Origin of the sequence: Bradyrhizobium algeriense (assembly GCF_036924595.1) — a bacterium.
Lineage (GTDB): Bacteria > Pseudomonadota > Alphaproteobacteria > Rhizobiales > Xanthobacteraceae > Bradyrhizobium > Bradyrhizobium algeriense.
The window spans coordinates 6,616,233-6,641,240 of sequence record NZ_JAZHRV010000001.1 but is presented as its reverse complement, the minus strand read 5'-3'; the positions used below and the strand labels follow the sequence as shown (position 1 = coordinate 6,641,240).

22 protein-coding genes and 1 pseudogene are annotated in these 25,008 nt (G+C 61.7%); 14 read left to right on the top strand and 9 right to left on the bottom strand.

All coding sequences use genetic code 11. The features are described from left to right. Positions 1-187 precede the first annotated feature (187 nt). On the top strand, positions 188-484 hold the full coding sequence (locus V1286_RS31980) for a hypothetical protein (RefSeq protein WP_334486597.1): 297 nt from the start codon (positions 188-190) through the stop codon (positions 482-484). Continuing rightward, positions 474-1,046, top strand: coding sequence for a type II toxin-antitoxin system VapC family toxin (locus V1286_RS31975; protein ID WP_334486594.1), 573 nt, complete (start codon positions 474-476; stop codon positions 1,044-1,046). The genes V1286_RS31980 and V1286_RS31975 overlap by 11 nt, the downstream gene beginning before the upstream one ends. A 253-nt stretch (positions 1,047-1,299) precedes the next feature. Here V1286_RS31975 and V1286_RS31970 read toward each other — a convergent pair whose 3' ends face one another. The 5 genes from V1286_RS31970 to V1286_RS31950 all read right to left on the bottom strand — a co-directional run bounded on the left by V1286_RS31970 (position 1,300) and on the right by V1286_RS31950 (position 7,430). Then, the gene (locus V1286_RS31970) at positions 1,300-2,871 is read right to left on the bottom strand and encodes a winged helix-turn-helix domain-containing tetratricopeptide repeat protein (RefSeq protein WP_334486591.1); all 1,572 of its coding nucleotides are present in this window, start codon (positions 2,869-2,871) and stop codon (positions 1,300-1,302) included. Positions 2,872-3,551: 680 nt separating this feature from the next. Continuing rightward, positions 3,552-4,265 (bottom strand): RadC family protein, encoded by a 714-nt coding sequence (gene radC / locus V1286_RS31965; protein WP_334486588.1) that lies wholly within the window; start codon positions 4,263-4,265, stop codon positions 3,552-3,554. Positions 4,266-4,394: 129 nt separating this feature from the next. Then, complete coding sequence (locus tag V1286_RS31960) at positions 4,395-5,354, bottom strand: MBL fold metallo-hydrolase (protein ID WP_334486586.1); 960 nt, start codon at positions 5,352-5,354, stop codon at positions 4,395-4,397. A 276-nt stretch (positions 5,355-5,630) separates the two neighbouring features. After that, positions 5,631-6,413 (bottom strand): hypothetical protein, encoded by a 783-nt coding sequence (locus V1286_RS31955; protein WP_334486584.1) that lies wholly within the window; start codon positions 6,411-6,413, stop codon positions 5,631-5,633. A gap of 63 nt (positions 6,414-6,476) precedes the next feature. After that, on the bottom strand, positions 6,477-7,430 hold the full coding sequence (locus V1286_RS31950; RefSeq protein WP_334486581.1) for an SMP-30/gluconolactonase/LRE family protein: 954 nt from the start codon (positions 7,428-7,430) through the stop codon (positions 6,477-6,479). 88 nt (positions 7,431-7,518) lie between these two features. Here V1286_RS31950 and V1286_RS31945 point away from each other — a divergent pair, with 88 nt between their 5' ends. After that, positions 7,519-8,637 (top strand): DUF6910 family protein, encoded by a 1,119-nt coding sequence (locus V1286_RS31945; RefSeq protein WP_334486578.1) that lies wholly within the window; start codon positions 7,519-7,521, stop codon positions 8,635-8,637. 97 nt (positions 8,638-8,734) lie between these two features. On the opposite strand, the gene map is transcribed toward V1286_RS31945, so the two are convergent. Both map and V1286_RS31935 read right to left on the bottom strand, forming a co-directional pair. Next, positions 8,735-9,559, bottom strand: coding sequence for a type I methionyl aminopeptidase (map, locus tag V1286_RS31940; protein WP_334486575.1), 825 nt, complete (start codon positions 9,557-9,559; stop codon positions 8,735-8,737). A gap of 114 nt (positions 9,560-9,673) precedes the next feature. Next, complete coding sequence (locus V1286_RS31935) at positions 9,674-10,990, bottom strand: mechanosensitive ion channel family protein (protein WP_334486573.1); 1,317 nt, start codon at positions 10,988-10,990, stop codon at positions 9,674-9,676. A 238-nt stretch (positions 10,991-11,228) separates the two neighbouring features. Here V1286_RS31935 and V1286_RS31930 point away from each other — a divergent pair, with 238 nt between their 5' ends. From V1286_RS31930 to V1286_RS31900, 7 genes and pseudogenes are all read left to right on the top strand, one after another. After that, positions 11,229-13,022 carry a potassium/proton antiporter gene (locus V1286_RS31930; RefSeq protein ID WP_334486570.1) on the top strand — a complete coding sequence of 598 codons (1,794 nt, stop codon included), beginning with the start codon at positions 11,229-11,231 and terminating at the stop codon, positions 13,020-13,022. A 99-nt stretch (positions 13,023-13,121) separates the two neighbouring features. Then, positions 13,122-13,412: a helix-turn-helix domain-containing protein gene (locus V1286_RS31925; RefSeq protein WP_334486568.1), complete on the top strand. Its 291-nt coding sequence runs from the start codon at positions 13,122-13,124 to the stop codon at positions 13,410-13,412. 227 nt (positions 13,413-13,639) lie between these two features. After that, on the top strand, positions 13,640-14,830 hold the full coding sequence (locus V1286_RS31920; protein ID WP_334486565.1) for an NADH-quinone oxidoreductase subunit D: 1,191 nt from the start codon (positions 13,640-13,642) through the stop codon (positions 14,828-14,830). A gap of 1,482 nt (positions 14,831-16,312) precedes the next feature. After that, positions 16,313-16,540: a hypothetical protein gene (locus V1286_RS31915; protein ID WP_334444649.1), complete on the top strand. Its 228-nt coding sequence runs from the start codon at positions 16,313-16,315 to the stop codon at positions 16,538-16,540. A 40-nt stretch (positions 16,541-16,580) separates the two neighbouring features. Continuing rightward, positions 16,581-16,817 carry a hypothetical protein gene (locus V1286_RS31910; RefSeq protein WP_334444647.1) on the top strand — a complete coding sequence of 79 codons (237 nt, stop codon included), beginning with the start codon at positions 16,581-16,583 and terminating at the stop codon, positions 16,815-16,817. Positions 16,818-17,003: 186 nt separating this feature from the next. Continuing rightward, entirely contained in the window at positions 17,004-18,017 is a 1,014-nt protein-coding gene (locus tag V1286_RS31905) for an IS110 family RNA-guided transposase (protein ID WP_334486562.1), read from the top strand. Between the two features lie 427 nt (positions 18,018-18,444). After that, positions 18,445-19,074, top strand: a pseudogene (locus tag V1286_RS31900) (transporter associated domain-containing protein); the annotation flags it as partial. 31 nt (positions 19,075-19,105) lie between these two features. Here the strand turns inward: V1286_RS31900 and V1286_RS31895 are convergent. Then, on the bottom strand, positions 19,106-19,393 hold the full coding sequence (locus V1286_RS31895) for a DUF1330 domain-containing protein (RefSeq protein WP_334486559.1): 288 nt from the start codon (positions 19,391-19,393) through the stop codon (positions 19,106-19,108). Positions 19,394-19,395: 2 nt separating this feature from the next. After that, a complete protein-coding gene (locus V1286_RS31890; protein WP_334486557.1) occupies positions 19,396-19,620 on the bottom strand; it encodes a hypothetical protein in 225 nt (74 codons plus the stop codon). Between the two features lie 119 nt (positions 19,621-19,739). Between V1286_RS31890 and V1286_RS31885 the strand changes: the two genes are divergently transcribed. From V1286_RS31885 to ilvD, 4 genes are all read left to right on the top strand, one after another. Continuing rightward, positions 19,740-20,630 (top strand): LysR family transcriptional regulator, encoded by an 891-nt coding sequence (locus tag V1286_RS31885; protein ID WP_334486555.1) that lies wholly within the window; start codon positions 19,740-19,742, stop codon positions 20,628-20,630. Positions 20,631-20,723: 93 nt separating this feature from the next. After that, positions 20,724-21,653 carry a glycine reductase gene (locus V1286_RS31880; protein WP_334486553.1) on the top strand — a complete coding sequence of 310 codons (930 nt, stop codon included), beginning with the start codon at positions 20,724-20,726 and terminating at the stop codon, positions 21,651-21,653. A gap of 178 nt (positions 21,654-21,831) precedes the next feature. After that, positions 21,832-23,025, top strand: a complete 1,194-nt coding sequence (locus tag V1286_RS31875) for a CaiB/BaiF CoA transferase family protein (RefSeq protein WP_334486551.1) — start codon at positions 21,832-21,834, stop codon at positions 23,023-23,025. A gap of 136 nt (positions 23,026-23,161) precedes the next feature. After that, positions 23,162-25,006, top strand: a complete 1,845-nt coding sequence (ilvD, locus tag V1286_RS31870; RefSeq protein WP_334486549.1) for a dihydroxy-acid dehydratase — start codon at positions 23,162-23,164, stop codon at positions 25,004-25,006. Positions 25,007-25,008 lie beyond the last annotated feature (2 nt).

Below are 25,008 nucleotides of genomic sequence, written 5' to 3'. Positions count from 1 at the left end.
GAAGATTAGGCCATTCGGAATTTCGTGTTGAACATCGCGCGCCGGGTCGGGGCCAAGCCGCCGGTTGATGTTGTAGCCGCGAGCGCGTGCACGGTGGTCGCGCACCGATTACCGGACAAGGCCCTCATTTCCCGCCTTGCAAAGGCGTTGAACAATTGTTATATTTTGTTCAACGCTGGAGATTGCCATGGTTATGCGGACCCGCACGTCGACAGAGACCGAGGAGCACATTGCGCTTAAGCGCAATCGGCTCGTGCTCGAGCAGGCGCGCGCCGTCGGGCTGCTCGGTGAGGCCAAGAACACGCGCTTGTCCGGGCGCGTGCCGGCAGGCCTGATCGAAGCGGCAAAGAAGCGGGCTCACGTATCTTCCGATACCGAACTTCTAGAGCTCGCGTTGTCGCGCTTGGCGCTCGAAGACGATTTCGGCCCGCGTCTTGTCCGGCGCAAGGGAAGCGTCCCGGCAGATATCGATCTTGCCATTTGATCTCCAGGGAACGTTGCGGAGGCTGAAGCCGCACAAGCGTTTGGAGCGGTTGACGCGACGAGCGGATTCCGAGCTTGCCTGGGCATCCGACGAGCCGCTCATCGGCGGCGCGCTAATTCTCGATACCAGCGTTTACCTCGACGTCTTGCAGGCACGCACGCCGGACGCCGTCGATGAATTGCTGACATATCGCGTCTGCCACCACTCGGCCGTCTGCCTAGCCGAACTAACGCATGTGTTCGGGCGGCTCGATCCGGCCCACCCCTCAACGAGTGGGGTTCTGCAAACGGTACGGGATGTGATTGAAGACATTCCGCAGCATCGCTTGCAAGCTCCAGACACGGCAATGTGGGGCGAAGCGGGAATGCTTGCGGGTGAGCTCGTTCGTCTCAGCGGCGCGCCGAAGGGTGCGGGTCATGAGCGGAAATACCTCAACGATGCGCTCATCTATCTTCAGGCGCGGGGTATCGGTGCCAGCATATTGACAGGGAATGTCGGCGACTTCGACTTCCTGAACCAACTTGCTCCGGGAGTTCCGATCATTCTGTATCGGCAGGCGTAAGCCAATGCCCGCAGTCGCTCAGAAAATTCCCGCGGTGTCACCAGGAATCCGGGTAGCGAAGGATTGGAAGCGCCTACAGCAGTCAAGGCCACGGCGCACGCGCGGCATTCCACACGATAATCCGGATAGCCGAAGATTATTGTCTGACGCCGGCAGGCGGGAACTCAAAGACGATTCGGACGCATCCCTGTTGGACCGCGGCTTTTCGATCTTCTGATCCTTCGGGGGGTAGAAGCAGGAGTAAGCGGTGCCGTTACTCCGGCAATCCCGCTCTTCGCAGGCCTTCCACGGCTACCGCGAAATCCTTCGGTTGGACCAGCAGCCAGTCATCGAGCTTGCCAATGCGCAGCGTGGGATCGAGCCGACGCACGTGGTGCATGGCTTGTCGCGCTTCTTCCTCCCGGCCTGCCAGCGCATGGCTTGCGGCCATAAAGGCCGCAACCCGCAGCACATTCGGTACCTCCCGCCATGCCATCTCTAAACAGGCGACAGCCGCATCAAATCGCCCGGAATACAAATGCCCCATCGCGATTCCGGTCTGCATTTGAAATGTCTCCGGATCCAGCGGACTGAGGCGCATGGCACGCGTGAAATATTCGATCGCACTATCATGTTTGCCGAGGGAAATTCGCTGGTACCCGCCGAGGTACCAGATCGTCGAGAGATTGGGATTGAGCACCATGGCCCTGTCGACATAGGTGACGCAACTTTCGAGGTCACCGCCAAAATGAGGCCATGCGTGCCCGCCTCTGGTCAGAGCGACCGCGTCATTCTTTCCCAGCGTCACGGCGTGTCGGCACAATCGCGCAGCCTCGTTGCCGTCTGCCTCTCGATCGTTGAGCCAACGATTCATCTTGCGCCAGTAGTAGCACCACGCCGCCATTCCATACGCGGAGGCGAACTCCGCATCGAGCTCGATCGCCTTGTAGAATAGCGGCAATGCCTCATCGAGGCCGGCCCTGGTCGCAAGGTGAAATTTGGTCAATCCACGCAAGTAATAGTCATAGGCGTGGAGGCTTTCGGTCGGCTTTCGGCTCGCACGCTCGATTTCGGCAAGCTCAAGCTGCGGCGCGATCGCACTGACGACGCCTGCGGCGACCGTGTCCTGCAGCTCAAAGATGTCGTCGAGGGTGCCTTCGAAACGCTCGGCCCAGAGATGCACGCCATTGGTCGCATCAATGAGTTGCCCGGTGATGCGCACCCTTGTCGCCACTTTGCGCACGCTGCCTTCAAGCACATATCGCACGCCCAATTCGCGCCCCACCTGTCGGACATCCACGGCCCTGCCCTTGTATGTGAAGCTCGAATTCCGGGCGATAACGAACAGCCAGCGTATCCGCGACAAGGCCAGGATGATGTCCTCAACAACACCATCGGCGAAGTACTCCTGCTCGGGATCACCGCTCAGGTTCTGAAACGGCAGGACGGCAACCGAGGGCTTGTCAGGAAGAGACGGCTCCTGGCGCTCATTCGAGTTAGCCTGCTCCGCGTTTCGGACGATGGCGCTATCGGGGCCTTTTGCCTCAACCTCGCCCACGAACCGGAGGCCCTTGCGGGCAATCGTTCGGATCAGGCGCTGTTCCTGGCCGCTATCGCCAATCGCTTTGCGCACCGCGTTGATATGGCTGGTGAGCGTTGATTCAGAGACGATGCGCCCGCTCCACACGGTGTCCAGCAGTTCATCCCTGGTGACGACGCGGTCGCGGGCTTGCACCAGGTAGACCAGCAGGTCGAACACCCTTGGGCCAATTGCAATTGCGGCAGAGCCGCGGGTGAGCTCCCGCCGATTAAGGTCAAGTACGTAGTCGGCGAACAGGAACTGCACCTTGGGTCCTTTGGTCGCATGCACGGGTGGCGAGCACTACGGCATAGCGCCAAAGCACCACCACCGGCAAGTCAAGGCATTGAGAGCACGTTGATAATCGGTAGTATACTTGGATTTCTTGAAGCAGCACGATTCGCTTTCGGTCCTGCGATCGGGTCACACGGTACACGGGGCGTCTTGTAGACATCGTGCCTCCGAAGCTCGGCCAATTTTGTCCCTTGCGCTCCAGGTCCCTCAACTCGCAGCGAGAGACACGCTCCAGCGGTCCTGAGAATTTCCAGTCATCAGCGAAAAAGGATTGGGCCAATTCGCCGGGATACAACCGCCTAACTACGGTCTCCTCGATAGGAGGCTTTGTTCTTTCCGATGTCGCCTGTTGGCAGATACCGTTGAAGAAGTCCTCTTCAGCTTATGAACGAAATTTTTCAGCACTATTGGTGCGTCTAACGCTCGGCGACGTGGGGGACCTCATCGATTCGCGCAAAACCGACCAGTGACTCCCGTACTTGTCTTACAAGGGCTCCCCGCGGCAGAGACAACCAAAAACTGACATTCGCGAGATCTTTGGGGCCGCTCGATTTTCGACTTTTTCAACAGTATCGGCACTTTTCAGATCTTGCGCGGTATCTGACTTGAGTCCGGAATGCGCTCCTCCTCTGAATTTATGGGTTCACGCCCTACTAGATCAGCTTCAGCGCCTTGAGGCTCGAATGACCGTTCTTGCCGACGATGATGTGGTCGTGCACGGAAATGCCGAGCGGGGTGGCGATCTGGACGATCGCCTTGGTCATATGGATATCGGCCTGCGAGGGCGTCGGATCGCCGGAGGGATGGTTGTGCACCAGGATCAGCGCGGTCGCCGATAGTTCGAGCGCGCGCTTGATCACCTCGCGCGGATAGACCGGGGTGTGGTCGATGGTGCCGGTCTGCTGAATTTCATCCGCGATCAACTGGTTGCGTTTGTCGAGGAACAGCAGGCGAAACTGCTCCTTGTCGGCGAACGCCATGCCGGTCCGGCAGTACTCGATTACGTCGTTCCAGGACGATAGCGCGATCTTGCGCTTGATCTCGCCCTTTGCCACCCGGCTCGCCGCCGCGGCGAGCAGCTTGATCTGGTTGATCGAGGCCTCGCCGATGCCATCGACCTCGCGCAGGCGGGCGACCGGCGCATGAATGACTTCGGCGAACGAGCCGAATTTTTTCAACAGCGCCTTCGCCAGCGGCTTGGTGTCGCGCCGGGGCAAAGCGGGAAACAGCGCCATCTCCAGCAGTTCATAGTCGCTCAGCGCCTCCGGCCCGGCACTGTAAAACCGCTCGCGCAGCCGTTCACGGTGGCCGTGATAATGCGGCGTCTCGGTGGGTTGATCTGGTGTATCACTGGTCTTGGCGGGCATCGGCACTAACAATTGCCGTGCCGGTCAGCTTTTGCAACTCTGAAGTGTCAGGCCAGCCGACGATTTCGGATAGAGGAAAGGCGCCGCGCGAAGCACGGCGCCTCCGGTAGTTTCAAACCAGCCGCGCTATCAGGCCTTCACGGCTGCGAACGCATAGCCGTTGCCGTCCTTCGACAGCGTGCCGACGTTCGGGAAACCGAAATGATAGCCGGCGATCATGCCCTTTTCGGCAATGACGCGATCGAAGAACGCGCGCCGCGTGGCTTCCGCCTGGGGGCCATCCGCATCGAACATCGAGAACCAGCCGGGATTCTTGACGAACAACTGATGGATACCGGTGACGTCGCTCTGGATGAACAGTTGCTGCCCGCCCGATGCCACCAGGAAGGACATGTGGCCGACGGTGTGGCCGGGCGTGGCAATGGCGCGCACGCCGGGGACCAGTTCGGCGCCGTCGGCATATTGCTTGATGTTCTTCCAGGTCGGGAAGGTGGACTGAATGCGCCGCACATTGCCGCGAGCAGCTTCCGGGAGCTTCTCCACCAGCGCCGGGTCGGTCCAGAACTTGTACTCCACCTCGGGCATCAGGATTTCCGCATTCGGAAACACCTGCGCATTGGTCTCTTTCACCCACAGGCCCGAGATGTGATCGGGGTGGAAATGCGAGATCACCACCGTGGAGACGGTCGCCGGGTCGAGGCCGGCCGCCTTCATGTTGTCGGCGAGCTTGCCGACCGTCGGCGGGCCGTTGCCGCCGAAGCCGGTGTCGAACAGCACGACCTTGCCGCCGGTCCGGATCGCGGTGACCGTGAACGGGTTATCGAACTTGTCCGGGCCGATCCCGCTGGCGGTCAAAGCCTTCTTGACGTCGTCGAGCGAGGCGTTCTTGACGAAGCCGTCAGCCAGAACCCGCTCGATGCTGCCGTCATGCAGGCTGAAGACCTCGATGTCGCCGACCTTGTATTTGAGGCTGTCCGCGGCGCGCTGCGCATGCGCCGCGCCGATGAATGAAACCGGCGCCTTGAGGCCGAAAACGAGCGCTGCCCCCGTGCTCCCGAGGACCAGATCGCGACGTGAAATCTCGAACATTGCCCTTGCTCCCTTTTGTTGATCCCTAGCCCGCCTGGCTCTTCTGTTCCGAAGGGCTCACGCTACATGCTACCCCGCACAACCCAGGATATTCCGGTTCCGGCTCAATGACAGGCGGTTGCAGCGGTGCGGGAGGACCCGCCGGGAGGCAGGAGGGCGAGGATGACCCGCCGGCCCCAATTGTGCGGTAACAGATGGCTTGTCCGTGGGTCGATCGGGTTCATGGCCAGCCATCGACGATGAAGGTGACGTCGATATTGACGATCCGCTGAGGATCTAGGGTTGAACGGTATTCAACACCTCCCACAACGTCATCGGGGCTCCGCCCCAATGCCAGAATGAGTAGCCTTGGTAATTTCTGGCGTTGCACAGCCGAATGAATTCCCGGGCACGCTCGGCGCAGGCCGACGCCGAGGCACAGCCGCCTTCGGCCGTTCCAATGAAGCCCGCGCCGACCGGGACGAACGGAATCGTCAAATGTGCATTGCCGGTCTCCGCGCGGTCGACGCGGTTGGCGACGCTGGGACTGGCGCCATAATAGGTTTGCGGGAAGTTGATATGCGCCTTCTTGGCGATCTCGTTGAATTTCGGCAGCCAGCCGTCGATATTTTGCGGAATGTCGTTGCTGGATATTCCAAGCGGTTTTTCGAGGTTGTCTGCAATTTGCCGCATCGCAGCGGCGTAAGCCTTCGCTTCCGCCAGGTCGCCATGAAAGTATGCGCTCGTTCCCTCGGCATCCATGATCATGCCGTCGAGTTCGAACTCCTCAACGAGATCGCCGAGCAGCTTCGCCTCTTTCTTCGCAACGGCAGTCGTCGCGCAATGGGGGACCTGCCAGCCCCAAATCTCGATACCGTTATCACGCGCCAGGCGGATCAGTTCCTTGAAGTCGCGCGCAACGCCATCTCTCACATTCGCATAACGCGAAGTTCCGTCCGCAACTTTCACCCACAGCGCTGAAAGGTTGGCCCGTTTGGCTTTCGCGATAATTTCTGCCGGACTGCCTTCCGCGGCCACCACTTCACGAAGCTTCCAGATATACATGCTGCGCTGGCCCACTCTTCGTCCTTCCCCTTATGATGGCATCAAGATCGTTCAGCGGTTTCTTCGCGTTCCGGCGTCTCAGCACCTACCGGGCACTTGCAGGCATGGCTCGCGGCCGGGACGGTCCACGCGGAACGCCTCGATGAAGCGGCCTTCCTTTTGGGTCACGAACACGGTTTTGCCGTCAGGACCGCCAAAGGTGAGGTTGGTCGGCTGTTTTCCGTTCAGGGGCACCTCGCGCTGGAGCGATCCATCGGCGCCGATGATGGCGATTTTACCGGCCGAAAGCCGCGCGAGATAAATCCGGCCGTCGAGGTCGGTACGCAGGCCGTCGACCTCGAAATCCGCAAAACCCCTGACCAGCCGCGGGTCGAGCAATTTGCTGCCATCGAGGCGATAGGCCCATACCTGCCGCGAATTCGACTCGCTGACGTAAAGCGTCGCGCCGTCCGGGCTCAGATCGATTCCGTTGGTCACGCCGAGGCGCCTTGTGCTGGACATCACTTCGCCGCGACCTTTGCCGTCCGCGCCGCGGGTAATGCGCCAGATCTGGCCGCCCGCGGGCGATGCAAATTGCGGGTCGCTGGCATAGAGCGTGCCGTCCGCCGCGATCGCCAGGTCGTTTGGCTGATTGAACCGATCGGAATGAAAATAGACCTGCGGTGTGGTTTCGCCGCGTTCAATGACCCAGACATTGTGCTTCTTGAAATCAGCGACGTACATCCGCCCGCCGCGATCGAAACGAATGCCGTTACCGATGCTGCCCACAGGAAGCAATGCGAAGAGCTGGGATTGCGAGGCGCCAGCCGCGACCTTGCCGATACTGCCGCTCTGTTGAAAATTGACAACGTAGAGGTTGCCGGATGCGTCGACCGCGGGACCTTCGATGCCGGGAGTATACTCGCCCTGCGGCGTGATCCTCTTGCTTACGAACAGGGGGTCGTCGGCCGCGTTGCTCTGGCCTGCGAAGAAAACCGCGCATGCGATGAGGTAGGTCGCAACAAGTTTCGCTCCCCGTTCTATCGTCGTCACCGTCAGCTCCCTGTTGCAACGAATTGTGACGGATGCAATGATGGGTTGCAGTGCATTTTATCGACACGCTTGTCTTGAGGAAAGAGAAATGCGTTCGGTACGTTTCGCCCTCGTCACCATGAGCTTGCTGGGCTGCATTGGTGGCAGCTCTGAGGCGCAACAGACCTCGTCCATCCCCCTCAAGCGAATGACGATCCAGGGTGACTTTGCGGTCAGTGAAGGCGCGGCCGCGACCGACATCAGCGGGATGGCTTGCCTGCCGGAAGGCACGCCGCGAAAGTGCCTGCTGGTCAACGACGAGAACAAGAACGCGCAGTTCGCCACGATCCAGGACGATCGCATGGTCGTCGGAGACCCTGTGCCACTGATCGGCAGCGCGCCGGACTCACGGACGCTCGGACGTCCACCGGACGAGACCTGCGAGAAAGCAGATGATTTCAGGGATTTGGACGGTGAAGGGGTCGCGTATGCCGCGCGCTATTTTTATGTCGCCGGTTCGCACGGATGCGGACGCTCCAGGGGCAAGTTCCGGCTATCTTCCTTTATCCTCGCGCGGGTGCGGGTCGATCGGCAGGGACAACCGGCCGATCGCGCCGGCAGGCCGCTGGCGCGCGAAAACTTCGCGCAAGCGGTTGAGACCACCTATCGCGTCTCGGATCTGTTGAAACGCGCCGGCAAGGCGGCGGCATTTTTCGGCAAGGATCTGGAATCCGCTGACGGATTGAACATCGAAGGCGTCGCGGTGCAGGGCGACACGATCTGGTTCGGCTTGCGGGGACCTGTGCGCAAGAACAAAACCGCTTATCTGGTATCCGGCGATATCGCCGACCTGTTCAAGGCCGGAAACAAGCGAAGCAAAGCCAAGCCCGAAGTCGTTCCGATCGATCTTGATGGGCTGGGAATCCGCGACCTCGCGCCATTGCCCGACAAGCGTCTGCTCGTCGTCGCCGGCGCGGCCCATGGGCCGGAAGTCCCCTTCAAGCTCTTTGTCGTCGATCCGGCCAAAGACAAGGTGACGCCGATCGGGCCGCTCGCGGCGGTGACAGGGCAAGTCGACGGCGAGATGAAAACAGGCAAGGCCGAGGGCGTGACGGTTCTCGATATGACGGGCGACAAGGCGCAGATTGTGGTCTTGTTCGACAGCCTTCCGAACGGCGCGCCGCACCTGGCCAATGTTTCGATTCCCGCGCGCAACAAGCCGCGATGAGCTTCTCGCGTGGCCCTGCCTGCGAACTCATTCGGTTATGTGGCTGGATCGTTGGTAGGCTGGAACCAGGCTTCCGCCCAATTATGCCGGAGCCCAGCTATGCCGGAGTCAGTGGCTTCTCGCCGTTGCGCTGCGACAGCGTGAAGATCTCGACGCCGGTCGCGGTCACGCCGACCGAATGCTCGAACTGTGCCGACAGCGAACGGTCGCGCGTCACCGCGGTCCAGCCGTCCGACAGGATTTTTACATGCGGCTTGCCGAGATTGATCATCGGCTCGATGGTGAAGAACATGCCGGGCTTCAGCATCACGCCCTCGCCGGGCCGGCCGATATGGATGATGTTCGGCTCGTCATGGAACATGCGTCCCAGCCCATGGCCGCAGAAATCGCGCACCACGCTCATGCCCTGCGGCTCGACGAAACTCTGGATGGCGTGGCCGATGTCGCCGGTGGTGGCGCCGGGCTTCACCGCGGCGATGCCGCGCATCATGGCTTCATAGGTTACTTCGATCAGCCGCTCGGCCTTGCGCGCGATCGGGCCGATCACATACATGCGGCTGGAATCGCCGTACCAGCCTTCGACGATAAAGGTGACGTCGATATTGACGATGTCGCCCTCTTTCAGCGCGCGGTCGCCGGGCATGCCGTGGCAGACCACGTGATTGATCGAGGTGCAGGTCGAATAGCGGTAGCCGCGGTACATCAGCGTCGCCGGATAGGCGCCGTGGTTGAAGGCGAAGTCGCGGACGAATTCGTCGATCCGGGAGGTCGGGACGCCCGCCTTGACGATGTCGGTGAGCTCGTCGAGGCACTTGGCGACCAGCGCGCCCGCCTTGCGCATGCCGGCGAACCCGCTCGCGCCATGCAGTTTGATCTGGCCGGTTTTTCGCAAGGAGGTGTCAGACGCTTCAATATAGCTCATGGGGCGGTCATACTTCGGAGGAACGGGAACGATTGGTTTAATGGTCTAATTTAGTGATCGGAGCGGTCTGCGGCAAGTCGAGGTTAAGGTGCCGGAGCTCCAAAAAGACTTGCACTAGCCGGAAACTTCCACCACGGGCTCCACCGGCAGCGCACCGCCGCGGACGCGGATTTCGCGGACCGGATAGGGAACACGGATCCCCTCGCGCTTGAAGGCGTCCCACAGCGCCAGCATCACCTCGCTCTTTACGTTGTCCATGCCATCAGGGTCGGCGATCCAGAAGGTCAGCGAAAACTTCATGCCGGCCTCGGCGAATTCGGTCAGGATGCAGTTCGGCGGCTTGTTCTTGATGGCGCGCGGGGCAGCCGCCGCGATCTCGATCGCCAGCTTGCAGACGAGGCGGGGATCGGCGTCGTAATTGGTGCTGAACAGCACCTTCACCAGCGTGTTCTTGTCGGTATAGGTCCAGTTCACGACCTTCTGCGTCACCAGATCCTCGTTCGGGATCAGGAACTCGCGGCCGTCGCCGGCGGCGACCGAGATGTAGCGCGTCTTCATCGCGCTGATCCGGCCCGAGCTGTCGCCGATGGTGACGAGATCGCCGGGTTTCACCGACTTGTCCGCCAGCAGGATGATCCCTGAGATGAAATTGGCGACGATCTTCTGCAGGCCGATACCGATACCGACGCCGACCGCGCCGGAAAACACCGCCAGCGCCGAAAGGTTGATGCCGACGGCGCCGAGCGCGACGATGACGGCGACCGTCAAGAGCCCCATCCGGATCATCTTGACCAGCAGCACCTGAATGGACGGGGTGAGGTCGGCGGAGCGGTTGATCCGGCTTTCAATGAAATTGCTGGCGATGTTGGTCAGCCATAGCGCCAGGATCAGGAGCGCGCCGAGCTTGATCAGAACCAGCGGCGTCAGCCGCAAGCCGCCGAGAACGATCGAGACGGAATCCGAATCCAGCAACTGCAGGGTCGGCTCGAGCTGGCCGATGACACTGAGAGCTGCCACCAGCCAGGCCGACAGCGACACCAGCCTGACGATGAACTCGTTGCGAATGACCGACGTCACCAGCCGGATCACGAGCCAGGCCACCGCAAGCTTGGCGGAAACCGCCAGCAAATAGCTGCGGCTCGGCCAGGTCGAGTGGACCATCACGAAGCGCTCCACGATCACCAGGATCGCGAACACGACGGTGGAGGTGCTGCCGACCAGAACGTGGGCGAAGCGGCGCAGCGCTACCGGCCACCGCATCGCAAGCGAGGTCATGTCGACGCGGGCGCGAATGGATGCCTCGCTGGCCCAGGCAATGCCGCCGGCGGTGAGGATCAGGCCAAATTGCAGATAGAACCAGGGCGAGGTGACCTCGGCGCCGAGCGAGCGCGCGGTAGCGTGCAAGAACTCGATGATCTCTTTCAGGTCCATCGGCCAAATCTCGTTTGGGGCTGCCCGGCCCGCCGGACAAAGTTGATTCGCGAATAGCAGGCAGATTCTCATAAGCGCCGGGCGGATGCCATCGGCACAGCAGGCGCGGGGGCAGGTCAGGCCCCTAAAATCGGGCACATTGCCACTAACGCAGAAATGGGTTGGCGTTCAACTGTGGCAACGATAAGGATGCAATTGCAAGTATTTGCCAGGATTGTTGAGGTTACTGCGGAGATTCATGGCTTCTCTCGACTCGGTCAGCATCGCCATCTTTCTGGGCGCTGTTCTGGTGATGGCGGGCATCCTGTCGAGCCTGCTCGCGCTGCGCTTCGGGGCGCCGCTGCTGCTGGTGTTCCTCCTGATCGGCATGCTGGCCGGCGATGCCGGGCCGGGCCAGCTCTCCTTCGATGACGTCCGCACCACCTATCTGGTGGGATCGGTGGCGCTGGCGCTGATCCTGTTCGACGGCGGTCTGCGAACCAGGTTTCAAAGCATCCGTACTGTGCTGGCGCCATCGATGGTGCTGGCAACCGTCGGCGTGCTGGTCACCGCGCTGGTTGCCGCGCCGGCCGCCAAATATGCGCTCGATCTGAACTGGACCGAGGCGCTGCTGGTCGGCGCCGTGGTGGCATCGACCGATGCCGCGGCGGTGTTCCTGCTCGTTCACACCCAGGGCCTGCGCCTGCGTCCCCGCGTCGGCGCAACCCTGGAAGCCGAATCCGGCACCAACGACCCGTTCGCGATCTTTCTCACCCTGATGCTGGTCGAATTCATTTCACTCGGCGAGAGCTCGCCCGCGCATGTTGTGCTGGAGCTCGCGCGCGAAGGCGTGCTCGGCGCCGTCCTCGGCGTGATCGGTGGCCGCCTGGTGGTGGTGGCGCTCAATCGCATGGCGCTGCCGCAAGGCCTGCATGCGCCCTTTGTCACGACCGCTGCGCTCGTGATCTTCGGCGTGGCGCAGATCTCGCACGCCTCCGGATTTCTCGCGGTCTATCTCGCCGGCATCATCATCGGCAACCGGCCGACGCGCGCGCATAATTCGGTGGTGACGTTTCTCGACGCCGCGACCTGGCTGGCGCAGATCGTGATGTTCGTTCTGCTGGGCCTGCTGGCATCGCCGCAGCGCCTTCTGGACAGCGTGGGTCCCTCGGTGGTCGTGGCGCTGGTGCTGATGCTGGTGGCGCGGCCGCTCGCGGTGCTGCTGTGCCTCATGCCATTCCGGTTCAACTGGCGCGAAAAGGTCTTCATCGCCTGGACCGGCCTGCGCGGTGCGGTCGCGATCTTTCTCGCCTCGATCCCGATGCTGGTCGGGCTGTCGAAAGCCTATCTCTATTTCGACGTCGCCTTTGTCGTGGTCGTCATCTCGCTGCTGCTGCAGGGTTGGACGCTGGCGCCGGCGGCGCGGTGGCTGCATGTGGCGCTGCCACGCGTCGACCGCGGTCCGCGGCGCGTCGAGCTCGATCTGCCGGGCCAGCTCGAACAGCAACTGGTCGGCTATCCGGTACGGCCGAAGAGTCTCTACTTCCGCCGCGGCCTGCTGCCATCCTGGTCGAAGCCGACGCTGGTGATCCGCGACGAGCGGATCCTCTCGCCTGTCGAGGCCGATCCGGTCGCGGCCGGCGACTACCTCTATCTGCTGGCGCCGCCGGAAAAAGCCGAGGCGCTGGATCGCTTCTTCGTCGACATGGCGCCGAGCTCGGCGCCCGACCCGCATCTGCTCGGCGACTTCATGGTATCGGGCGAACACACGCTCGGCGAACTGGCCGAGATCTACGGCGTGTCGGCCGGGGAGGAGCAGGCGAAGCTGACGCTGGCCGATTATTTCGACATTCATCTCGACCATGCGCCCAAGGAAGGCGCCGAGCTAGTGCTGGACCCCATCGTGCTGGTCGCGCGCAGCATCAGCGGCGGCCGGGTCAACGTGGTCGGCCTTCGGCTGCCCGAGGATGAGGAGAAAGTCGCGCCCCTGACGCGCCGGCAGGCGTTCAGGCGCAAGCTGGCCGATATCTGGTCGTCGGTGGCGGGGGTGTGAAACCGAAATCGAGAAGATCAAGCGGAGATTAAAAGAAGCCGAGAGCTTGGCGGAGAGGCAATTAAAAAGAAAGTCAGAGTCACAAAGAGCAGCGGCAACGTGTTCGCGGATATCGGTCTTCCTGACGCTGCCGAACACTCCATCAAGGCGGATATTGTCCCGCGCATTGCCGCTCGGATCAAATCAAAGGGCCTGACCCAAGCCAAGGCCGCGTCGCCGCTCGGTCTTGCTCAACCGGGTGTGTCAAAACTTTTGCGCGGGCATTTTGCCGGTTACACCTACGACCGTCTGTTTGGTTATCTCAATGCCTTGGGTGAGAAAATCTGTATCGAAATATCGGAAGCAAAAACCAAGAAAGACGCCCGGCTTGAGCTGGAGATGACAGACTGAGGAGTTACGCGCCCATCAATGACGCAATATGAAAGTTAAATGCACTGCACTGACAGTGCACTCCAACGACGATCCGCTCACGCCGGTAAACTGCCCGGTGCCGTGTCGCGGTCAGACTTTCTTCGCGCAGATGTGGCCAAAAATCGACCCCTTCGGCGGTTTGACATTTTCGGCTGATTCTCTGGAACCCACTAGAACAAGAGACGTTCCTGGGATGTGAGGTCGTTATGGCCCAAGCCGCCGTTCGCAATTTCACTATCAATTTCGGGCCACAGCATCCGGCGGCCCACGGTGTGCTACGGCTTGTTCTCGAGCTCGACGGTGAGGTCGTCGAACGCGTCGACCCGCATATTGGGTTGCTTCACCGCGGAACGGAGAAGCTGATCGAGCACAAGACCTACCTGCAGGCGCTGCCTTATTTCGACCGGCTAGATTACGTTGCGCCAATGAACCAGGAGCATGCTTTTTGTCTGGCCACCGAAAAGCTTCTTGGCATCACCGTTCCCAGACGGGGTCAACTGATACGGGTGCTTTATTGCGAGATTGGTCGCCTGCTCTCGCATCTGCTCAACATCACGACGCAGGCAATGGATGTTGGCGCACTTACGCCGCCGTTGTGGGGGTTCGAGGAGCGCGAGAAATTGATGGTGTTTTACGAACGTGCATCGGGCGCGCGCATGCACGCAAACTATTTTCGCGTTGGCGGGGTTCATCAGGATCTGCCGACTAAGCTGATCGATGACATCTGGACATTCTGCGATCCGTTCCTGAAAGTTTGCGACGATCTCGAAGGCCTGCTGACCAACAATCGCATTTTCAAGCAGCGCAACGTCGATATTGGCGTCGTCAAGCTCGCGGAGGCTTGGGGCTGGGGATTTTCCGGCGTCATGGTGCGCGGCTCCGGCGCCGCTTGGGACCTGCGCAGGGCGCAGCCTTACGAATGCTACCCTGAATTCGATTTCGATATCCCGATCGGAAAGAACGGCGATTGTTACGATCGCTACCTGATACGTATGGAAGAAATGCGCCAGTCGGTGCGCATCATGAAACAATGCATCGACAAGCTGCGCGCTATCGAGGGACAGGGGCCTGTGATAATAGAAGATAACAAGATAGCGCCGCCGCGACGCAGCGGCATGAAACGCTCGATGGAAGCAATGATCGAGCACTTCAAGCTGTACACCGAAGGCCACCGTGTTCCCGCCGGAGAGGTTTATGCAGCTGTCGAAGCGCCCAAAGGCGAATTCGGCGTCTATCTCGTCTCCGATGGCACCAACCAACCCTACAAGTGCAAGATCCGGGCGCCCTCTTTCGCGCATCTGCAAGCAATGGATTTCCTGAGTCGCGGCCACCTGCTGGCCGACGTGTCGGCGATCATCGGTTCGCTGGACATCGTGTTCGGGGAGATCGATCGCTGAACACCGATCGAAAAAGAACCGCGATCTAGCATTGGGGCGGATTTCTTCATCAGGGGGGTCGGCGCGTCGGGCTCGTCTCCGGCTAACCGAAGGACCGATCCTGAGGATTTTCTCGGTCGGACAGACTCTCGTCCTCAGCATCTTCCGTACTCAGCATTCTTCGTCTTACTCAAGCATTGCACGTAGCTTGGGCTCGGAACGATCCCTGAAAGGTTAAACGCCTCTGCGGATCCGCTCGCATGCTGCGTTTATCTCCTAACCACCAAGTACGTTTCCCCAGCCGTCGAACACGAATTCGTTCCAGGCGACGGTCCCGTCCGCTCTTTCAATGTGGGCACGGTGGAAGGCCGCAGCATCTTCGCCGCTCCAAGTGATGATTCTATCTGATATCAGATCATGAAGGATCGCCGGCTCCGAAGGATCGAAATCCTTCATGGGATGCAGAGTGGGCGGCGGGTTACGGGTCGGCATATGATCATAACTCTTTACGGGTAATTCCGTTGCCAACGAAGCGATGGAAAAGGCACCAGCATCGGGATGAATGGGATTGCAATGCGACGCGCACAACTGGATAATTGCCTGTCCGACGGCAGGTCCGGCTCCATCGACTGGCGGGAATATCTTTGGCTCGCTTATTGAGGACCTTGGCAGCCCGCTTTCGAGCTTCGGTGCATGGTCGCCACCTGATCGTCAATCGCGCGGTCGGCCGCGTCGCATGCCTTCCGCAGCACGCGCCGGGTCTCCTCGACCTGTGCTTGCCGGCGGCATGAGCTTGCCGATGGGTCGGGGGCGCTTGCGGTGATCACTCATCTTCGGGCCGATGAACGAGCTTATAAACTCGACTCTCCGTCGAGGCCCATTCGACCATGGTTTGCGCGCATACAACGCATTTTGCCGCAGTGTCACCTTTGGGTTGCCGCGAGTCCGTCACTGAATACAATGCCCCGCAATGGGGACAAAAGAACGGTCTGCCCTCGGGGATTGGCCCTGTTAGAGGCATGTCCGCGACTCCGCACACAGAACCATTATGGCCCTCAAGGCGATAAATTCTAGCCGGGGCCTGGCGGGGCCGCGGCCGCGCTCCGGCACGCTCCATGTCCGAAAGGACGGAGTGACAGAAAGTTAATGTTTAAACTCTGGCGCTTCTCAAGGTCGCGCATATTTGGTTATCACCGCTCGGATATATCGCTAGCACCGCTCGGTACGTGGCTTTCATCGCTGATGAGACCGCCAGTCGCGCTCCTGCAAACCTCGCATGGATGGAGCAGCGCATGCCAAAGCGTAGCCGTTTCAAACAAACGACATCCCTTAAAGAACGCCTTGCAGAAGAGGCGACGCTGTTGCGCAGGCAGGCTCAAGATATCCCACCGGGGTTTGAGCGCGAGCTCCTGGTTCGTAAAGCCCGGCGAGCCGAGACAGCTTCTCATATGATCGAGTGTCTGGCCTCGGCCCCCAAAGCAACCAAGAGAGGATCAAATAGAAATGGCAATTTATCGCCTATTAGAGAACTCTTCCTTGGGGCTGGGGCCGAAAGAGGTTAACGGCATCATAGCGGCATACGAGCAAACGCTGCACACCCTCTGCGTCAAGGATCGCGACGATCCTCTAACGGAAATGATTGCGAAGAAGATCATCAGGATCGCGCAAACTGGTGTTCATGATGCGGCGCAGCTTTCGGCTCTGGCAATCAAAGAACTAGAGGTCCGGTAAGGCGGCCGCAACGGCGGCCTCGTTTGGGAGAGAGGTTACTGTGGCGGAATATCGCGCCTACCTCATTGGCTCGGACGGCCATTTCAAAAGCTCCCGCTCGTTCGTCTGCGACACTGACGAGAACGCTATCGTGTGGGCAAAGCAGATGGTGGGCCAGCAGCCCGCGGAGCTCTGGAGCGGGACGCGGTTGGTGGAACGCCTGTCCCCTCCCGACGAAAAACAGGCCGTCAGCCATGAAATTCATGAAGGTCGCTTGGTGCCAAAGGGTAAGACGTAATGCTGCTATAGTCAGGAATTACGGTGCACTCAACTATTTACCTATACGACTTTCCGGACCGGCAATGACGCGATCTGTCGGTTAACTGCACTGAAGATCATCTAGCCGGCCTTCGTGACCAAGAAGGCGGTGGAGCTAAAGTGAGTTCGAAGTCATCGAATCACTTTTGGCCACGAGGAGGCGAAGATGATGTACAGCGGAATTGATCTGCATTCCAACAACAGCGTTGTCGCTGTTATCGACGATGGTGATCGGGCTGTTGCGCAGAAGCGCCTGCCCAACGACACCGGGAAGATCACGGGCTTTCTGGCCCGGTGGCAAGACGAATTGGCCGGCGTGGTGGTCGAGTCGACCTACAACTGGTATTGGCTGGTCGACGGATTGCAGGACGCCGGCCTCCACGTGCACCTCGCCAACACGGCGGCGATCAAGCAGTACGAAGGACTGAAGCACAGCGGCGACGAGACCGATGCGCAGCACCTTGCGCACCTGCTGCGACTGGGCATCCTGCCGACCGGTACGATCTTGCCGAGGGAGCACCGAGTAGTGCGTGACCTGGCGCGCAAGCGCATGCAGCTGGTGCAGTCATGCACGACACGTGTCCTCGCGGTCGAGAACATCATGGCCCGGCAGCTCGGCGGGCGGATGACCAGCAATCAGATCAAGCGGCTGACCGACGACACGATCGACAGCCTGCCCCTGGCGGCGGATGTAGGCTTGGCAATCAAGGCCAACGTTGCTGTTATCGCGACACTGCAGTCACAGATCGAGCTTCTGGAGAAGCGCCTGCAAGAACGCGTCAAGCCGCGTCCGCAATACGCCTTGTTGACCACCGTGCCGGGCATCGGCCAGACGCTTGCCACGGTCATTGCTCTGGAAACCGGCCCGATCGATCGGTTCGCCGAGGTCGGCAACTTTGCGTCATACGCGCGCTGCGTCGACAGCGTGCACACCAGCAATCGCAAGAAGAAAGGCGAAGGCAACGTCAAGAACGGCAACAAATATCTCGCCTGGGCCTTCGTCGAGGCGGCGAATTTTGCCAGGCGTTTTTGCCCCGAGGCCAAGCGTTTCCATGAGCGCAAAAAGGCCAAGACCAACAACATTGTTGCCACCAAGGCGTTGGCACACAAGCTGGCGCGCGCCTGCTACCACATCCTGAAGGAGGGCAAGCCGTTCGATGTAACGCGCTGCTTTGCCTGAAGGACGACGACGATCCGGAGAGCCACGTACGGTGACTGGGGCTGCAACCAGCTGCACTGAATTGGACGCCGGATCGCCGTCACCAGTTGCGGTGACAGCGGATCGCCCGCACCGTAAGCCATCCGGAGATTGGCGCCGGCCTGCCGGCAACCACAGTTCTGCGAAACTCTTTTGGATACGGGACGGTACCAACGTTCTTCTGGGGCGGCTATGCCGCCAGGGCGCAGGCCTCACTCGGGCCGATGCTTGATCCCGATGGGTGTCTGGCGCGATCCGCAATGCGGACGTAGCCATCAACCGAAGAAACGGGCGCGGTACGAGCACAGTAGCTGAAAGCGACCAATCAAAGATGTTGGCAGCTGCCGCTGCCAAAAAAAAATTCTCTGCATCTTGACGACCGGCCGGCTAATGGGTGTCACCGTAATTCCGGTGGCTGCATGTGGCGCTGCCACGCGTCGACCGCGGTCCGCGGCGCGTCGAGCTCGATCTGCCGGGCCAGCTCGAACAGCAACTGGTCGGCTATCCGGTACGGCCGAAGAGTCTCTACTTCCGGCGTGGCCTGCTGCCATCCTGGTCGAAGCCGACGCTGGTGATCCGCGACGAGCGCATCCTCTCGCCTGTCGAAGCCGATCCGGTCGCGGCCGGCGACTACCTCTATCTGCTGGCGCCGCCGGAAAAAGCCGAGGCGCTGGATCGCTTCTTCGTCGACATGGCGCCGAGCTCGGCGCCCGACCCGCATCTGCTCGGTGATTTCATGGTCTCGGGCGAGCACACGCTCGGCGAGCTGGCCGAGATCTACGGCGTGTCCACAGGCGAAGAGCAGGCGAAGCTGACGCTGGCGGATTACTTCGACATTCATCTCGACCATGCGCCCAAGGAAGGCGCCGAGCTTGTGCTGGATCCCATTGTGCTGGTCGCACGCAGCATCAGCGGCGGGCGGGTCAACGTGGTCGGCCTGCGGCTGCCCGAGGATGAGGAGCAGGTCGTGCCCCTGACGCGCCGGCAGGCGTTCAGGCGCAAGCTGGCCGATATCTGGTCGTCGGTGGCGGGGGTTTGAGCGCACCGTCGCATAGCGCTGCCGACCTTCATCAAGCGCCTTCGACGATGATGAAGTCGGCATCCGCATATTGCTGGCGGATCGTTCTCGCTTTCTGATATTCGGCGCTCCGGTAGCAGGCCATCGCCGTTTCGCGATCGGCGAACTCCACGACGACGTTACGATCGCGCGCATCGCCTTCCATGAGTTCGAATGGGCCGCCGCGCACGATGAACTTCGCTCCGAATTTCTCGAAGGCCGGTCGCGCCGCGGCGAGGTAGTCCGGGTAGCGTTCGGGCTGCCGAACGCTGACGCGCACGATCCAGTAGGCTTTGGGCATGATCAATCTCCGTGTTCAGGTTCAGGCGGCGGCAGGCATGGCGGATGGCTCAGCCGCGTTGCGAAGGCGACGACCGCTGCGATCAACCCGGCAAACGCCGCTCGAACAGCTGCAGCCTGCGCGACCCGCGCTTCCCGAATGAGCTTTTCCTTCATTGCGGCATAACCAGCAGGCGACTTCAGCTGGATTTCGGTGACGCCGGCCTCGGTCCGGTTTCTCATCTGCATCTTGGCCCCCACCGTTCGTGCCCGCGCTCCTCGAAGCGCCGCAATGCGATGGCTTTACGCTGCAGATATAATCACATAAAATGAATTATAATGATAAATATGATCTCCATGAGAGATAGATGGACCTGTCCGATTTGAAGATATTCAGTGCCGTGGTCCGCGAAGGCAGCGTGACCAGGGCCGCGCAGCGGCTGTATCGCGTTCAGTCCAATGTGACGACGCGCATCCGCCAGCTTGAGGAAGATATCGGCGTTTCACTGTTCATTCGCGAAGGAAAGCGCCTGCATCTGTCGCCGGCCGGGCAAATATTGCTCGACTATGCGGACCGGCTCCTTGCGCTGGCCGAAGAGGCGCGCAATGCGGTGCAGGATCCGCGGCCGCGCGGTGTTTTCCGCCTGGGCGCAATGGAGAGCACCGCCGCCGTCCGCCTGCCCGGACCGGTGAACGAGTATCATCGGCTTTATCCGGACGTGGCCTTCGAACTTCGCACCGGGAATCCGCCGGCGCTTTCAAAGGCGCTGCTGGCCCGTGAACTCGATGCCGCGCTGGTGACCTTGCCGGTTGCGGACGCGCTGTTCGAGAAGGTGGCGGTGTTCGAGGAAGAGCCCGTCATCGTTTCCGCCGCCGGCACGCCGGCGATTGGCAAGGGCAAGAACGCCTACTTTCCGCGCACCATCATCGCGTTCGAGCACGGCTGCCCGCACCGCAAGCGATTGGAGGATTGGTATGCGCTACGCGGTCAAATGCCGGAACGCACCATCGAACTGGGCTCCTATCACGCCATGCTCGGATGTGTCGTCGCCGGCATGGGCGTCGCGCTGCTGCCAAGAAGCGTGCTGACGACATTTCCGGAGAGCCGGCGGCTGAAGGTCCATCGCCTGCCGCCGGGCGAGAATCGCGCCGATACCTACCTGATCTGGCGGAAGGGAGCCGATTCGCCAAAGGTGCAGGCGCTGCGCGATCTACTGACCAGGCAACGCGCCCGGAGGCGCGATCCTGCGCAGGTCTGATGCAATATCCGCAGTTGAGGAATGAACGGAGTATCATTAGCCTCAGGGCAAAGGCCGTGTGACGGCCCGGTGGAAACGCAAGGAGACACAACAATGTCCGGCCCCCTCGACGACCAGCTCGGCTTCGCGCCCGACTATGATTCCCCGGTCCCCTATATGCAGCGGACCCGCGACTATTACGCCGCGATCGGCTACACCACGCCCTATCGCTGGGCGCATTATGTCGACGCGCCGTTCCAGCCGCTGAAAAAGCCGCTGGCGAAATCGCGCGTCACCATCATCACGACAGCCGCGAAGTATGATCCCACCAAGGGCGATCAGGGGCCCGGAGCGGCCTACAACGGCAGCGCCAAGTTCTACCAGGTCTACGACGGCGACACCGCCAAGCAGCACGATTTGCGGATCTCGCACATCGGCTACGACCGCAAGCACACCACGGCCACCGATAGCGGCACCTGGTTTCCGTTGCCGCAGCTCCTCAAAGCTGCCGCCGCGGGACGTATCGGCGAGGTCGCGCCGCGCTTCTTCGGTGCGCCGACCAACCGCAGCCACCGCGTCACCATCGATGTCGACGCGCCGGATATTCTCGCCCGCTGCCAGGCCGACAAGGTCGACGTCGCCGTGATCGTCCCGAACTGCCCGGTCTGCCACCAGACGTCCGCCTTGGTGGCGCGTCATCTCGAAGCCAATGGCATCGCCACCGTCGTCATGGGTTGCGCCAAGGACATCGTCGAACATGCCGCCGCGCCGCGCTTCCTGTTTTCGGATTTCCCGCTCGGCAACTCCGCCGGCAAGCCGCATGATGTGGAGTCGCAGGCGCTGACGCTCGAGCTGGCGCTGCGCCTGCTGGAGTCTGCGCCGGGCGCGCGCACCACGATGCAGTCGCCGCTGCGCTGGAGCGAGGATGCCTCCTGGAAGCTCGACTACAACAACATCGCGCAGATGAGCCCGGAAGAACTGGCGCGGCGCCGGGCCGAGTTCGACAAGCAGAAAGAGATCGCGCGCGGCAACCGCGCGGCGTGATGCTCTTCCCCTCTCCCCTTGTGGGAGAGGGTGGCGCCTCACGAAGTGAGGCGACGGGTGAGGGGTTCTCTCCCCGAACACCGAATGCGCGGAGAGAACCCCTCATCCGTCGCTTCGCGCCACCTTCTCCCACAAGGGGAGAAGGGGAGAAAAAAGAAATACGCAGGAGGACGTCCACGTGACCCGACCGTTCGAAGGCGTGAAGATTCTCGACTTCACGCAGGTGCTGGCCGGCCCCTATGCGAGCTACCAGCTCGCGCTGCTCGGGGCCGACGTCATCAAGGTGGAGCGGCGCGAAGGCGAGGACATGCGCCGCACGCCGCTGAGCCGCGAATGGGCCGAGCGCGGGCTAGCGCCGGGCTGGCAGGCCATCAACGGCAACAAGCGCAGCCTCACCCTGGATTTGCAGAAGCCGGAGGCGATCGCCATCGTCAAGCAACTCGCTGCCCAAGCCGACGTTGTGATGGAGAATTTCCGCCCCGGCGTGATGGACAAGCTCGGCATCGGCTATGCCGCGCTGTCGGCGGTCAATCCGCGGCTGATCTATTGCGCCATTTCGGGTTTTGGCCAGACCGGCCCGGAACGATCGGGCGCCGGCTATGACGGCAAGATCCAGGCCCTCTCAGGCATCATGTCGATCACCGGCCACGCCGAGACCGGGCCGACGCGCGCGGGCTTTGCGGTCTGCGACGTCCTGTCGGGCGCCACCGCCGCCTTTGCCGTGTCGAGCGCGCTGTTCCAGCGCACCCATACCGGCAAGGGGCAAATGGTCGATGTCTCCATGCTGGAGGCGACGCTGGCGTTCCTGTCCGGCCAGGTCGCGGACTATTCGGTCGCCGGCCATCGCCAGCAGCTCTCCGGCAACCAGGCGGTGAGCCGCCGCCCCACCGCCAATTTGTTCAGGGCGGGTGAGGGCTATCTGCTGCTCGCGGTCAACAGCGAGAAACAATACCGCGCGCTGATGACCGCGCTCGGCCGTGCCGATGCGCTGGACGACCCGCGCTTCGCCGACTGGTTTGCCCGTCAGGAAAACGAGAAGGCGTTGCGGGCCATCATCGAGGAGGCGCTCTCGAAGAAGGACCCGCGCGAGTGGGAAAAGGTCCTGGAGGCCGCGGGCGCGCCCTGCGCCAGCATCTGGAAGGTCGAGGAGGTCATCGACCATCCGCAGATCGCCGCGCGCGGCGCTATTCAGGAGATAGATACGCCCTATGGACGCCTGCGTTTTGCCGGCAGCGGCTTTCAGCTCGCCCATGGCGGCGGCCGGCTGGATCGGATGGCGCCCGCGCTCAGCGCCCATACCGACGAGGTGCTGGCCTCGCTCGGCTATGACGCGAAAGCGATCGCGGAACTGCGCGCGCGCGAGGTGGTCTAGCGGTAGCCGGGGCAGGGGCGCTGGGCCCTGTCCCGTTTTGGGTGGGCCCGCGCATGGCGACCCTGCGCCAAGCCGCTTTTATCGATCCGGCTCACCGTCTAAAAGACGCCTTTTCCGCTTCCCAAAAGGACAGATCATGCCCGCCTACCGCTCCCGAACCACGACCCACGGCCGCAACATGGCGGGCGCCCGCGGCCTCTGGCGCGCCACCGGCATGAAGAACGAGGACTTTGGCAAGCCGATCATTGCCGTGGTCAATTCATTCACCCAGTTCGTGCCCGGCCACGTGCACCTGAAGGATCTCGGCCAGCTCGTCGCGCGCGAGATCGAGACGGCAGGCGGCGTCGCCAAGGAGTTCAACACCATCGCGGTCGATGACGGCATCGCCATGGGCCATGACGGCATGCTCTACAGCCTGCCGTCGCGCGAAATCATCGCAGACAGCGTCGAGTACATGGTCAATGCGCATTGCGCCGACGCCATGGTCTGCATCTCGAACTGCGACAAGATCACGCCCGGCATGCTGATGGCCGCGCTGCGCATCAACATCCCGACCGTGTTCGTCTCGGGCGGCCCGATGGAGTCGGGCAAGGTGAACATCAAGGGCAAGCTCCGCGCGGTCGACCTGATCGACGCCATGGTCGCAGCCGCCGACAGCAATGTCAGCGACGCCGATGTGGAAGTGATCGAGCGTTCGGCCTGTCCGACCTGCGGCTCGTGCTCGGGCATGTTCACGGCCAATTCGATGAACTGCCTCACCGAGGCGCTGGGGCTGGCGCTGCCGGGCAACGGCTCGGTGCTGGCGACGCATGCCGACCGCAAGGGATTGTTCGTCGAGGCCGGGCATCTGATCGTCGACCTGGCGCGGCGCTATTACGAGCAGGACGACGAAACCGCGTTGCCGCGCAAAATCGCAAACTTCAAGGCATTCGAGAACGCCATGACGCTCGACATTGCCATGGGCGGCTCGACCAATACCGTGCTGCATCTGCTGGCGGCAGCCTATGAAGGGCAGGTGCCGTTCACGATGCAGGATATCGACCGCCTGTCGCGGCGGGTGCCGGTGCTCTGCAAGGTGGCGCCGTCGGTGGCGGACGTGCATCTGGAAGACGTGCATCGTGCCGGCGGCGTGATGGCCATTTTGGGTGAGCTCGATCGCGCAGGCCTGCTCAACCGCGGCCTGCCGATGGTTCACTCCAGGACGCTGGAAGATGCGCTTGGCCGCTGGGATATCGTTCGCACCAAGAGCGAGAGCGTCCGCAAATTCTTCATGGCGGCGCCGGGTAATGTGCCGACGCAAGTGGCGTTCAGCCAGGAACGCCGGTTCGAAGAGCTCGATACCGACCGCGCCACAGGCTGCATCCGCGACGCCGAGCATGCGTTCTCGAAAGACGGCGGCCTCGCCGTGCTGTCAGGCAACATCGCGCTCGATGGCTGCATCGTGAAGACTGCCGGCGTCGATGAGAGCATTTTGAAGTTCGAGGGGCCGGCACGGGTCTTCGAAAGCCAGGACGCCGCAGTCGAAGGCATCCTGGGCAACAAGATCAAGGCCGGCGACGTCGTCGTGGTCCGCTATGAAGGTCCGCGCGGTGGCCCCGGCATGCAGGAGATGCTCTATCCGACCAGCTACCTCAAGTCGAAGGGCCTTGGAAAAGTTTGCGCACTGGTCACCGATGGCCGCTTCTCCGGCGGCTCGTCAGGCCTGTCGATCGGGCATCTCTCGCCGGAAGCCGCCGAAGGCGGGTTGATCGGCCTGGTGGAGGAGGGCGACCTTATCAAGATCGACATCCCCGCGCGTTCGATCAGCCTCGTGGTCGATGACGCCACGCTGGCGAAGCGCCGCGAAGCGATGCTGGCCCGCGGCGCGGAGGCGTGGAAGCCCGCCAAGAAGCGCAGCCGCAAGGTGACGATGGCGCTGAAGGCCTATGCGGCGCTGACGACCAGCGCGGCCCGCGGCGCGGTGCGCGTCGTTCCGGAGTAAGC